The following is a 12885-nucleotide window of genomic DNA, read 5'->3' on the forward strand; positions in this document are numbered from 1 at the left end:
CCTTTCGGTTCGGTGGAAGCTGCGGATCAGATCTCGATGCGACCGGTCGCGAGGCCGAGGATGCCGACCGCCGCTCCGACGACGAGCGCGGCACACAGGCAGATCTCGACGGGGCTGAAGATGCGCCGGCCGGTCTCGCTGCGGGCCTTGACGTAGAGCACCGTGGCCGGCGCCAGGATGAACGTCGCGAAGAGGATGAACTTCAGCCCGGCGGCGTCGAAGAGGAACAGGGTGTAGGCGGTGGCGATGCCGGCCACGATGGTCTCGCGGCGGCGTACTCCTGCGGAGATGCCCTCGTAGGCCTCACCGGTCAGACCGAGCTTGAGCGCGTAGGCGGCCGAGAGCAGGTAGGGCACCAACGCAAGCACGGTGGAGAAGTCGAGCATGAAGTCGAGCGCGTTGGTGACGAACAGGGTCAGTCCCAGCAGCGCCTGGATCCCGAGCGAGGTCACCACCAGGGCGGTGATCGGAACGCCCTGCTCGTTCTCCTGGCCGAGGAAGCGTGGCATGTCCTCGGCACGCGCCGGGTTGTACATCACCTCGGCGGCCATCAGGGTCCAGGCGAGGTAGGCGCCGAGCACCGAGACGATCGCGGCGATGCTGATGAAGATCTCACCCCAGTGGCCGACGACGCCCTCGAAGATGCCGACCATGGAGGGCTGACGGGTGGCCGCGATCTCGGGCTGGGTGGCCACGGAGTACGACGCGAGCGTCACCAGCGCGAACAGGCACAGCACGCTGACGAACCCCAGCACCGTCGCCCGGCCGACGTCCTCGCGACGCCTGGCGTAGCGCGAGTAGACGCTGGCACCCTCGACCCCGATGAAGACGAAGGTCGTGATGATCATGGTGTTGCGGACCTGCTCGTTGAGGTTGCCCAGCCCGTAGCCGGTGGCCAACCAGTTCTGCGAGAACACCCCGGTGTCCAGCGAGAACAGCAGCACCACGATGAAGAGCAGGATCGGCAGGATCTTGCACACCGTGACGATCTGGTTGATCACCGCGGCGTCCTTGACCCCGCGCGCGACCAGCATGTGGAAGAGCCAGACGCCGACCGAGGAGACCGCGACGGCCAAGAACGTGTCACCATCGCCGAAGCTGTCGGTGAAGGTCCCGATGGTCGCGCAGAGGAACACCCAGTAGAAGGTGTTGCCGGCCACGGTGCTGGCCCAGAAGCCGATCGCGGAGTTGAAGCCGACGTAGTCGCCGAACCCCGCCTTGGCGTAGATGTAGACGCCCGAGTCGAGCTGGGGCTTGCGGATCGCCAGGTTCTGGAAGACGAACGCCAGCGTCAGCATGCCGCTGCCGGCGACCGCCCAGGCGATGAGTGAGCCGAGGATGCCGGTTGCCACGCCGAAGCGCGCCGGGAGTGAGAAGACGCCGGCTCCGACCATCCCGCCGACGACCATCGCGGTGAGGGTCGCCACCCCCATCCGCGCCACGGGCTGCGCGGATGCAGTCGAGCCTTCTTCGATCACAGCACTGCTCATCGAGTCCCCCCTCAGGGTCGAGTCACACAGCCCCGGACGGAGCCGCTGCGTGCCTCAACCTAGCGACGGGATACGTCATTGGGATAGGGCGACGTCGTGACGGCAGTGCGACACAAAAGAGACGGACGAGTGGCACCACCGTGACGGCGGGGCGCCTCAGCCGTCCTTGGGATCGATCACCGCATCGATCACGCCCCGCGCCCACTCCAGCAAGGCGATGCCGTCCAAGGGCTTGGCCGGGAACCCGGTCGAGACCGGTCGCGGCACCAGGATGGTGTCGACCTGGGCCTTGACCAACGACTTCGGATACATCCGGTTGAGCCGGACCACCCGCGACTCCGGCAGTGACACAGGAGCGAAGCGGATGTTCTTGCCGGCGATGGTCACCTCCGTGATGCCGGCCTGGCGGGCACGCGCCCGGAAGCGGGCCACCAGGAGCAGCGAGATCACCTCGACAGGCGGCTCGCCGTAGCGGTCCTTGAGCTCGCCCTCCACCGCATCGACGTCCTCGTCGCAGCGGACCTCGGCCAGGCGCTTGTACATCTCCAGCCGCAGCCGCTCGGACGGGATGTAACCGTGCGGCAGGTGCGCGTCGACCGGCAGCTCGATGCGGACCTCCGCGAACTGCTGGTCGGGCTGGCCCTTGAAGTCGTTGACCGCCTCGCCGACCAGCCTGACGTAGAGGTCGAAGCCGACGTCGGCGATGTGGCCGGACTGCTCGCCACCGAGCAGGTTGCCCGCGCCGCGGATCTCCAGGTCCTTCATGGCGATCGCCATGCCACCACCGAGGTCGGAGTGCTGCGCCAGGGTGGCGAGCCGCTCGTGCGCGGTCTCGGTGAGCGGCTTCTCGGCCGGGTAGAGGAAGTAGGCGTAGGCGCGCTCACGGGAGCGTCCGACCCGGCCACGCAGCTGGTGCAGCTGGCTGAGGCCGAGGGCGTCCGAGCGCTCGATGATCATCGTGTTGGCGTTGGACACGTCCAGGCCGGACTCGACCAGGGTGGTGCAGACGAGTACGTCGAAGCGCTTCTCCCAGAAGTCGAGCATCACCTGCTCGAGCTGCTTCTCGTTCATCTGCCCGTGGGCCACCGCGATCCGCGCCTCGGGGACCAGCTCGCGGATCCGCTGGGCGGCCTTCTCGATCGACTGGACCCGGTTGTGGATGTAGAAGACCTGGCCGTCGCGCAGGAGCTCGCGGCGTACGGCGGCGACGATCTGCCGGTCCTCGTAGCTGCCGACGTAGGTCAGCACCGGGTGCCGCTCCTCCGGCGGCGTGGTGATCGTCGACATCTCGCGGATGCCGGTGATCGACATCTCCAGCGTGCGCGGGATCGGCGTCGCCGACATGGCCAGGAAGTCGACCGAGGTGCGCAGCCGCTTCATCGCCTCCTTGTGCTCGACGCCGAAGCGCTGCTCCTCGTCGACGATGATCAGGCCGAGGTCCTTGAACCGGATGTCCTTGTTGAACAGGCGGTGGGTGCCGACCACGATGTCGACGCTGCCGTCAGCCAGGCCGGCGATGACCTCCTTGGCCTCCTTGTCGGTCTGGAACCTGCTCAGCCCCTTCAGCCTGAGCGGGAAGCCCGACATCCGCTCCTCGAACGTCGACAGGTGCTGGTTGACCAGCAGCGTCGTCGGGACGAGTACGGCGACCTGCTTGCCGTCCTGGACCGCCTTGAAGGCCGCGCGCACCGCGATCTCGGTCTTGCCATAGCCGACGTCGCCGCAGACCAGCCGGTCCATCGGCACCGGCTTCATCATGTCGGCCTTGACCTCGTCGACGGTGGTGAGCTGGTCGTGGGTCTCCTGGAACGGGAAGGCGTCCTCAAGCTCGCGCTGCCACGGCGTGTCAGGCCCGAACGCATAGCCCTGGGTGGCCTGGCGGGCGGCGTAGAGGCGGATCAGCTCGGCCGCGATCTCCTTGACCGCCTTCTTCGCGCGGGCCTTGCGCTTCTGCCAGTCCGCGCCGCCGAGGCGGTCGAGACTGGGCGCCTCGCCGCCGACGTAGCGGGTGACCTGGTCGAGCGCGTCGGCGGGCACGTAGAGCCGGTCCGGCGGGGAGCCCTTCTTACTGGCGCCGTACTCGAGCACGAGGTACTCGCGGGTGGCTCCCCCGACCTCGCGCTGCTTCATCTCCACGAACCTGCCCACGCCGTGCTGCTCATGCACGACGTAGTCGCCCGTCTTCAGCTCGAGCGGGTCGATCTGCTTCTTGCGCCGGGTCGGCATCCGCTGCATGTCGCGCGTCGACGACTTCTGGCCCGAGATGTCCTCACCGGTGAGCACGGCCAGCCGCAGGTCCTCGTCCACGAAGCCGTGCTGCAGGCTGGCCTGCACCACCGTGACCACGTTGAGCCGCGGCTTCCACGCCTCGGCGGGATCGGCGGACGTCGAGACGAGCCGGGCCGGCACGTCGTGCTCGGCCAGGGTCTCCACGGTGCGCTGTGCCGGGCCGTGACCGGCCTGGACCACCAGCACCCGGTAGCCCTCCTCGCGCCAGCGCGCCAGGTCCTTGATGGCGGCCTGGACATCGCCGCGATAGACCTCGGCCGGCTTGAGCGGGATCGCCCGCGTCGGTACGCCGGCGTCGTACGCCGAGACCGTCCCCGAGCCTGTCGAGGGGGTCGAGACGCCCGGCTGCACCTCGACGAGCTCACCGTCCGTCCCCATGCCGAACGGGCTGACCGACCACCACGGCAGGCCTCGGGCGATGGCGTGGGCACGGACGTCTCCCAGCTCCTGGTAGGAGGCCTGCGAGAGATCGATCGGGGCGACGCCGCCGCTCGCGGCAGCCGCCCAGCTCGCGCCGAGGAACTCCTCGGCCGTGGCCACCAGGTCGTGCGCCCGGCGGCGTACGCGCTCGGGGTCGCAGACCAGGATGCTGGCGTCCGCGGGCAGCAGGTCGACCAGGAGCTCCATGTCGTCGACCAGCACCGGGGCCAGCGACTCCATGCCGTCGACGGCAATGCCCTGGCTGATCTTGTCGGTCAGCTCGATCAGGGTCGGATGGGCCTCCCCGAGTGCCTTCGCGCGTGCGCGGACGTCCTCGGTGAGGAGGAGCTCGCGACACGGCGGCGCCCAGAGCCGCTCCTTCTTCTCCACGGTGCGCTGGTCGGCGACCGAGAAGCTGCGGATCTCCTCGACCTCGTCGCCCCAGAACTCGACCCGCAGCGGGTGCTCCTCCGTCGGCGGGAAGACGTCCACGATGCCGCCACGCACGGCGAACTCTCCGCGCTTCTCGACCAGGTCGACCCGGGTGTAGGCGGCGTCGACGAGTCGCTTCACCACGTCGTCGAGGCGCGCCTCCGCACCTGCGACGACCTCGACCGGCTCCAGGTCGCCGAGCCCCTTGACCTGCGGCTGCAGGACCGAGCGCACCGGAGCCACCACCACCTGCAGGGGGCCGGTCGCCTCCGAGCTCGCCTCGGGGTGGACCAGTCGACGCAGGATCGCGAGCCGGCGACCGACCGTGTCGCTGCGCGGGCTGAGCCGCTCGTGCGGCAGCGTCTCCCAGCTCGGGTAGTAGGCAACGACCTCGGGGCCGAGCAGATCGCCCAGGTCGCTGACCAGGTCCTCGGCCTCGCGGCTCGAGGCCGTCACGGCGAGAACCGTCCGACCGGCCCGGACCAGGCCGGTGACGAGGAAGGGCCGCAGTGCCTCGGGGCCGGTCACGTCGAGCGCGAGCACCCGCCCACCGCGGGCCTCCTCGAGCACCTCGGCGAGATGAGGCGTGGTGAGGAGTTGATCGGCGAGGGGAGAGAGCGTCACGTGGCCCGAGTCTACGGGCCACGTGACGCCACCTCAGCCGCGCTAGGAGGTCTCGCCCGGGAAGACCCGCCTCGCGATCGCGGAGACGTCGCTGTCGAGCGCATGGATCTGCGCTGCCAGCCGTGCCTCGACCTTGTCGATCTTGGCCTCGACCTTGTCGATCTTGGTGTCGAGCCGAGACTCGACCCCGTCGATCTTCGCGTCGAGCCGAGACTCGACCCCGTCGATCCGGCCGGTCAGCCGTCCCTCCACCCCGCTCAGCTCGGCTCGCAGCAGTTGCGGGAACCAGACGCCCAAGATGCCGAGCACGCCGAACAGCGTCGCCGCGAAGACACCCATGAGCGTCCAGACCTGAACATCGGTCATGTCCGGACTCCTCTCGTCGATGTGATCGCCGTCCTGGCCCGAGTGTGACATGGCGGCGCCGGCGTTTGCCACGGGCGAATCGTGAGCTGTGGACAACCGCGACGGGGCGATGCGTGGTCGCGACTTCCGGAGGATGCGGCGGCTCGTGCCGGCCGGCCCGACGCCGTACCTTGTGGACGTGCGTCGTCTGCTGCTGCTCCTGCTGCTCGTGCTGACCGGGTGCGGGGGCACCTCGTCCAGCAGCACCCCGCCGGGGACCAGCGCCCAGCTCTCCGCATCCACCACGACGACCGCGGGTTCGGGTGCCGTGCCGGCGCGCGGCACCGTGCCGCCGGCCTGGCTGGGGACCCGGGTGCTGCCGACGACCAGCGCCGGTTTCGGCGTCGTACGCCCGACCCCGAAGGCCCTGCGACGCCGCCGCTGGACGCTCCCCGACACCCTGCCGATGCTCGCCGGGAAGGGCTTCCAGGCCAAGGTCGAGCGGGCTCCCGCGAAGGTGATCGCGCGCTCGACCTGGGCCGCCGGCTGTCCGGTGGCCGCGAGCGACCTGGACTGGGTGCGACTCACGTTCTGGGGATTCGACGGCAAGCGCCACTCCGGGGAGCTGCTGGTCAACCACAGCGCGTCCGCCGACATGGTGACCGTCTTCAAGCGGCTGTACGCCGCCCGATGGCCCTTCGAGCAGATGCACATCACCACCAAGGCCGAGGCCGCGGCGCCACCGACGGGTGATGGCAACAACACCTCGGCGTTCAACTGCCGCCCGGTGCGTGGCCAGACCAGCGGCTTCAGCCAGCACGCCTACGGGCTGGCGATCGACGTGGACCCGTTCCAGAACCCCTACGTCAAGGGCCGGCTGGTGCTGCCCGAGCTCGCGTCGTGGTACGTCGACCGCGGCCGGCACACCCCCGGCATCATCACCGCCTCGGGCCCGGTGGTGCGGGCGTTCCACGCCGTCGGCTGGGGCTGGGGCGGGTCATGGCACAACCCGAAGGACTACGAGCACTTCAGCGCCAACGGGCGCTGACGCAGCGCCCACCGCCGGGGTCGATCAGCCCGTCGCCGCCGGACGGCGCAGACCGGCACCGACCCGGTGCATGTGCTTGAGGGCCGCGGTGTAGGAGGCCAGGGCGGAGCACTGGACGTAGGGCACCTCGTTCTCGGCGCAGAAGGCACGGACGAGCGGCTGCGCGTGGCGCAGGTTCGCTCGCGGCATGCTGGGGAACAGGTGATGCTCGATCTGGTAGTTCAGGCCACCGAGCACGGCGTCGATGATCGGGCCGCCGCGCACGTTGCGTGACGTCAGCACCTGTCGCAGCAGCGGGTCACTGGCCTGGTCGGGCTCCAGGATGGGCATGCCCTTGTGGTTGGGGGCGAAGGAACAGCCGAGATAGACCCCCTGGACACCCTTCTGGATCGCGACGAAGACCAGCACCTGCGGCCAGCTCATGGTCACGACGAGCAGCACCACGTAGCCGGCGAAGTGGGCGGCGAGCAGGACGGCCTCCGCGGCGCGCAGACGCAAGCCCGGCGCGAAGAGTGCACGCACGCTCGCGACATGCAGGTTGAGGGCCTCGAGCATGAGGAGGGGGAAGAAGAATGCCGCCTGGTGCCGCGTCCACCAGGCCGTGAAGCCTCGCCGGCCGTCGGTCTGGCTGGTGTCCCAGATCAGCGCCCCCGCCCGTACGTCGGGGTCGCTGTGCAGGTCGTTGGGATGCGCGTGATGCGCGTTGTGCTTGCGCACCCACCAGCCGTAGCTGAGGCCGCTGAGGAGGTTGCCGACCACCAGCCCGAGGAGTCTGCTGCCCGCCGCACTCCGGGCGACCTGGAGGTGGCCGATGTCGTGGCCGAGGAAGCTGGTGCGGGTGGCGAGGATGGCAAGGGGCGGGGCCAGGAGCAGCAGCCACCAGGAGTCCCGGTGGGTCGCCATCACGGCCACCACCGTGCCCAGGCCGACCAGCAGGACGCCGAGGTGCCAGGCGAAGGCACCGGGATGTCGGCGCATCAGCCCAGCGGCGCGCACACGCCGGACGAGGTCGCCGTAGCCGCCTCGGTAGGTGACGGCGGAAATGGTCGGTTGAGCGGATCCGGCGGGCTCGGGCCCGGAGAGTTCATCGGTGTACATGGCATGACTTTCACGACGATGCGGTCGCATCGCCTGGTGACTGAGCGAGGGAGGGGGCAGGGACGAGCGGGCGAACCCGTTGCCGCGGGCGGGTGACTGCGTGAGTCAACGGGCCCGCGGCAACCGCCCACCGCTACGGATGCCCTCCCTCGTTGTCCCAGACAGGGTGCTCCGCACCCCACTCGGCCCGGGTCCGTGGCGATGAATCTGGGTGCTCCTCTTTCCCGGCCGGATCACCGGCATCGGCGAGGAGCTTGACCGCGAGGTCGTCGGGGGTGTCGGGCGGGATGACGCTGATCGCCAGACGCCGGCCGTCGAGCATGGACAGGGTGAGCTGCCGGGTGTCGTCCAGCGGGAAGCAGCCCGTCTTGACCCGACGGTCGGCTACGGGCACCGACCGGGGCCGGTCATCCCAATCGGGCGGCGAGTAGAGGACGCGGACGATCCGACCCATGGAGGGCGGCCACAGCGCGAAGAGCTCTCGCAGCTCGTCGTTGAGCCGGCGGCTCTCCGGCCACCAGGCCCCGTCGAAGCTCCGCACTTCGGGACGACGCGCCGCCGGACCCGCGTGCAGGGAGAGACGAATGACATCTGATCGAGTGGCCATGAGTGCCACCACCTAGCAATTGCTGCCCGCTCGATGTCGCGATGGATTCGAGTGCTTGCAGTCTTGCTATCAGTCTAGGTCGGGACTCCAAAACACGGCCGGGTGAGCGGCCTCCCCCGACCCGAGGCGAAGGTCGCGGGTGATCGGACTCCTGGGGCGGGCCCATCTGGCTCGGGCCATATCCGTGGGCGAGCGCGACGAGCTCTGATGGAGATTTCCCAGGACCCGGCCATCAGGAGACTCCCATGAAGCGCCCCAGCCTGTCCCTCATCGTCTCGTGCCTCGCGCTCGTGGTCGCCACGAGCGGGACGTCGTACGCCGCCATGCAGCTGCCGAAGCACAGCGTCGGCGCCAAACAGCTCAAGAAGGGCGCGGTCACGCTCCCCAAGGTCGCACCCGCCGCGCGAGCGGCACTACGGGGCACCACCGGGCCACGCGGGTCGACCGGGCCGACCTTCGGCGCCTCCAAGGTCCGATCGAGCGTCCCCCTGACCGCATGCACCTCGCAGGCCGCCGTGTCGATGCCCGTGACCGTCACCAGGCCGTCCCGTATCTTCACCTCCGCCTCGGCGGCCTGGACCCCGAACGGCACCTCGTTGAAGTCAGGGCTGATCTGGGTGGACCTGGTGAACGCTGACGACGCGATCGTCGCAACCACCACCCACGTGATCGGCAGCGACTTCGGGACCGCCTCGTTCAGGACACCGCTCTCGGTCGGCGCGGTGCTCGGCAAGCCCGGCTCCGACGCGGACGAGTCCACCGCGTACCTGGCGGCTCCGGGGAACTACACCCTCGAGCTCCAGGCCGAGGCGAGTGACGGAACCTGCAGCGGCACCTCGTACCTGTGGTATCCCCAGCTGACCTTCGTCCTGCTAGGTACCAACCCGTGAGCCGCTCCGTGCCGCACCCGAGAGGTCAGCCGGTGCGCTGCGCGTAGGCGTTCGCCGCCGCGTAGACCTCGTTCACGTAGTCCTGCGAGTGGTTGTAGGCGAAGATCGCCCGCGACCAGCCGGCGCCGGTGGTCAGGTCCTGACCGGTGCCGCACAGGTAGCGCATCGCCGTCATCGCCGCGTCGTCGAGGTCGTTGATGTCGGCGGTGCCGTCACCGTCGCCGTCGCTGGCCCAGCGCGCCCAGGTCGAGGGGATGAACTGCATCGGACCGTAGGCGTGGTCCAGGCCCCCGCCCAGCGCCGGGCCGACGATCGGCGCCGAGGACAGCCCGTCGTCGCCGAGCGTGCGCCCGCCCATCGTGCCGTTCTGCGACTCCACCCAGCCGATTCCGGCCAGCGTCGTCCAGCCCAGCTCGCACCCCTGCGGACGGCCCAGCTGCGCACGGGCGTAGGCCCGCATCGCCGGCACCGGGATGCCTGCCTGCGCGGCGGTCCTGGTCACCCACGCTGCGTCGGGCGTCGGCAGGCCGGCGACCTGCTCCTGGGTCGGCTGGGACTGCTGCTGGGTCTGCGGCTGCACCGCCTGCTGCTGCGCCGCGGGGGCGGCCGGCTCCGGCGCGACCACCGTCAGCGCCGCCTGGTCGGCCACCTGCGTGGTCGCGGGCGTGGTCGCCAGGCACCAGACGACGTACCCGACGACGGAGACGACCAGGGCCGAGGCGACCAGCGGGACCAGGGTCCGCAAGCGCATCAGCGGCTCACCCGAAGCGACCGTTGACGTAGTCGGAGGTGCGCTCGTCCTGCGGGTTCTGGAACATCGCGACCGTGTCGCCGTGCTCCACGATCACACCCGGGGTGCCCTGCGAGGCAAGGAAGAAGGCGCACTGGTCGGAGACGCGCGCCGCCTGCTGCATGTTGTGCGTGACGATGACGATGGTGACCTCCTCGGCGAGGTACTTCATCGTCTCCTCGATCACGCGGGTCGAGGTGGGGTCGAGCGCCGAGCACGGCTCGTCCATGAGCAGGACGCGCGGCTTGATCGCCATCGAACGGGCGATGCACAGCCGCTGCTGCTGACCACCCGACAGGCCTCCGCCGGGGGCGTCGAGGCGGTCCTTGACCTCGTTCCACAGGCCACCGAGCTTGAGGCAGTGCTCGACGAGGTCGTCCTTCTCGGACCGGTTGGCTCTCTTGCCGGTGAGCTTCAGGCCGGCCAGGACGTTGTCGCGGATCGACATCGCCGGGAACGGGTTGGGCTTCTGGAACACCATGCCGATGTCGCGGCGGGCGTCGGTGAGCTTCTTCTCCGCCGCATAGATGTCCTCGCCGTCGAGCAGCACCTCCCCCGAGAGCTTCGCGGACGGCACCAGCTCGTGCATCCGGTTGAGCGTGCGCAGGAAGGTCGACTTGCCACAGCCGGACGGGCCGATCAGGGCGGTGATGCCACCGGCCGGCATGGTCAGGGAGACGCGGTCGAGGACCAGCCGGTCGCCGAACCAGCACGAAATGTCGCGGGCCTCGAGCTCGGCCAGCGGCGCCTGCGGCGTCTGCGGCGCCGGCGGGGCGGGCGCGGCGGGAGCCGGCTCCTGCACCGGTACGGCGGAGTCGACGGTCGGGATCACCTGGGTCGAGGTGGGCTCGGCGGTGGTCATGCTCAAAGTCTCTCTGATGGATCTGGAATGTGCACTTTTTTGCGGAAGGTGGCGCCGGCCCGGGGCTGGGCCCCGGGCCGGCGCCGGTGTGTCAGATCAGGACACGGCTCACTTGCCGGCCTTCACGTTCTTCTTGTCCTTCTTGATCGCCTTGTTGAGCTTGGCGATCTTCTTCTTCAGGACGGTCTTCTTGTGGCCGTGGGCCTTCTTGAGCTGCTTCTTGGCCTTGACCAGCGCGGCCTTGTCCTTGGCGAGCTTCTTCTGCGCCGCGGTCTTCACCGGGGTGGTCGGGTGCGTGGTGATGGGCGTCGTGGTCGCAGCCTTACCGATCACGATCGTCGAGGGAACCGGCGCGCTGCCGCTGGTGACGTCGTAGTCGGTCCAGCTCGCCTGGAAGCTGCTGTCACCCGAGTAGGTGACGGCGACCTGGTAGGTGCCAGCCGGGACGGTCGCCGGAATGGTCGCAGTGGCGACGCCACCGGCCAGGGTCGCGGTGACCGCGCCGCCGGCCTTCGCGCCCGGGTTGGGGGCGTTGACCGGGATGAAGCTGAAGGTGGCGGCGCCGGTGGGCGTGCCGGCGCCCGTCTTGGCGGCCACGATGGCCGAGACCTGGGTCTTTCCAGCGGTGCCCGCAGCGGCGAGCGTGCCGCTGGTCTTGCTCAGGGCCGGCATGTCGGTCGCGGACAGGGTGGGGTCGGCGGAGACGGCCTTGCCGCACACCGACGAGTCGAGCTGGAAGAAGCCCTCCTCCTCGATGGTCGGCTTAGCCGAGGAGCCACAGAAGTAGCCGGTGGGGCCGAACAGCGTCGCACCGATGTTGCGCGTCTGGTACTGCGCGTAGGTCTCACCCGACCCAGCGAAAGCGCCGCCGGTGTCGAACGCAGACGCGGGCACGTTCGCGATCCAGTCGGCCGGCACGTTCGCCAAGGCAGCGGTCGGAGTCTTCGTGAAGTCCCGGATGATCGTGTAGACCGCGCGGTCGGCGATGTAGCCACCGAGCGGCTTGATCACGGCCTTGCCGCCGTTGTCGGCGGCACTGAGCTTGATCCGGCTGTAGGACATCGCCGTGATCGCGTCGGGGTCGTTCTGGATCGCGGAGGGGTCGTGCTCCTTGATCGCCTTGCCGGACAGGTCGGTGTTGGACACGAACGCCGTCGACGCGGACTCGGTGCCGTACTGGTGGTAGGCAGACTTGCCGCTGTCAGACGTGCTCATGCCCTCCTCGGCCTCCAGCTGCTTGCCGAAGAACTGGTAGGTGCCCGACGAGCTGTCGTTGATGTAGTAGGCGTGGATGGGGGCGTTCTTACCGCCCAGCTGCGCCCAGTTGGTGTAGATGCCGGAGTAGATGCCCGCGAGCTCGTTCAACGTGATGTTCGCCGGGGCGTTCGAGGTGACCTTGTTGGAGACGACCGCGACGAGCTGGTCGACCGCGAACGGCAGGTTGTCCAGCGTGCTGCTGTTCTTGACACCTGAGGCGCGCGCGAACGCGACATCGGGGAGCGCGGTGGCCGTCGTCGCAGAGCCGGCGCCGCCGTCGAGCGCGTTGGCCCCCGACCCGGAGGAACCTGCGATGGTCACGTGGGCACCCGAGCGCGGGAACGTCTCCGGGAAGATGCCGCTTGCGTCGCAGGACGTGAGGGTCGAGGCACCCGCGACCGGTGCCTGGCAGGAGGCCAGCGAGACGAGCGCCCCGGCGCTGGTGCCCGCGGTGAGGCTCTGCGACTTGTTGTAGGCCTCGGAAAGGGCACCGTCGACGAACTGGATCGTGTCGGAACCGACACCGATGAGCGAGCCGGCCGCGATCGATGCGGTCGAGAGGACGCCCGAGTTGGCCAGGTCGAAGTACTTCTCCTGGCCGTTGGTCGGGTTCGGGATGGCCGCCTGGGCGGGGGCCAGCACGGCAACGCTCAGACCGGTGGCGGCCACTGCGGCCACCGCCAGCTTCGCGCTGATCTTGCGAACGGACATCAGTTGCTCCCTGATTTCTTGT

At 69.4% G+C, this 12885-nt stretch carries 10 protein-coding genes; 2 read left to right on the top strand and 8 right to left on the bottom strand.

What is annotated here, in order from left to right; translation table 11 throughout:
- Positions 1–26: 26 nt before the first annotated feature.
- The 3 genes from H036_RS0117925 to H036_RS23535 form a co-directional block, all read right to left on the bottom strand.
- Positions 27–1490, bottom strand: a complete 1464-nt coding sequence (locus tag H036_RS0117925) for a basic amino acid/polyamine antiporter (protein WP_026146148.1) — start codon at positions 1488–1490, stop codon at positions 27–29.
- 156 nt (positions 1491–1646) lie between these two features.
- Positions 1647–5255 carry a transcription-repair coupling factor gene (gene mfd, locus H036_RS0117930; RefSeq protein WP_017936189.1) on the bottom strand — a complete coding sequence of 1203 codons (3609 nt, stop codon included), beginning with the start codon at positions 5253–5255 and terminating at the stop codon, positions 1647–1649.
- A gap of 42 nt (positions 5256–5297) precedes the next feature.
- Positions 5298–5621: a hypothetical protein gene (locus tag H036_RS23535; RefSeq protein WP_157417589.1), complete on the bottom strand. Its 324-nt coding sequence runs from the start codon at positions 5619–5621 to the stop codon at positions 5298–5300.
- A 178-nt stretch (positions 5622–5799) separates the two neighbouring features.
- On the opposite strand from H036_RS23535, the gene H036_RS0117940 reads away from it, so the two are divergent.
- Positions 5800–6648: a M15 family metallopeptidase gene (locus H036_RS0117940; RefSeq protein WP_232421904.1), complete on the top strand. Its 849-nt coding sequence runs from the start codon at positions 5800–5802 to the stop codon at positions 6646–6648.
- 24 nt (positions 6649–6672) lie between these two features.
- Here H036_RS0117940 and H036_RS0117945 read toward each other — a convergent pair whose 3' ends face one another.
- Complete coding sequence (locus tag H036_RS0117945) at positions 6673–7746, bottom strand: fatty acid desaturase family protein (protein ID WP_017936192.1); 1074 nt, start codon at positions 7744–7746, stop codon at positions 6673–6675.
- A 133-nt stretch (positions 7747–7879) separates the two neighbouring features.
- Positions 7880–8353, bottom strand: coding sequence for a DUF5994 family protein (locus tag H036_RS23540; RefSeq protein ID WP_198290010.1), 474 nt, complete (start codon positions 8351–8353; stop codon positions 7880–7882).
- A 245-nt stretch (positions 8354–8598) separates the two neighbouring features.
- On the opposite strand from H036_RS23540, the gene H036_RS0117955 reads away from it, so the two are divergent.
- Positions 8599–9243, top strand: coding sequence for a hypothetical protein (locus H036_RS0117955; RefSeq protein WP_017936194.1), 645 nt, complete (start codon positions 8599–8601; stop codon positions 9241–9243).
- 25 nt (positions 9244–9268) lie between these two features.
- Here the strand turns inward: H036_RS0117955 and H036_RS25790 are convergent, their stop codons facing one another.
- The 3 genes from H036_RS25790 to H036_RS0117970 all read right to left on the bottom strand — a co-directional run bounded on the left by H036_RS25790 (position 9269) and on the right by H036_RS0117970 (position 12863).
- Positions 9269–9994 carry a lytic transglycosylase domain-containing protein gene (locus H036_RS25790; protein WP_017936195.1) on the bottom strand — a complete coding sequence of 242 codons (726 nt, stop codon included), beginning with the start codon at positions 9992–9994 and terminating at the stop codon, positions 9269–9271.
- A gap of 7 nt (positions 9995–10001) precedes the next feature.
- On the bottom strand, positions 10002–10895 hold the full coding sequence (locus H036_RS0117965) for a phosphate ABC transporter ATP-binding protein (RefSeq protein ID WP_017936196.1): 894 nt from the start codon (positions 10893–10895) through the stop codon (positions 10002–10004).
- Positions 10896–11003: 108 nt separating this feature from the next.
- A complete protein-coding gene (locus tag H036_RS0117970) occupies positions 11004–12863 on the bottom strand; it encodes a substrate-binding domain-containing protein (RefSeq protein ID WP_020485882.1) in 1860 nt (619 codons plus the stop codon).
- Positions 12864–12885: the final 22 nt, after the last annotated feature.

This window comes from Nocardioides sp. Iso805N, assembly GCF_000364605.1.
GTDB lineage: Bacteria > Actinomycetota > Actinomycetes > Propionibacteriales > Nocardioidaceae > Nocardioides.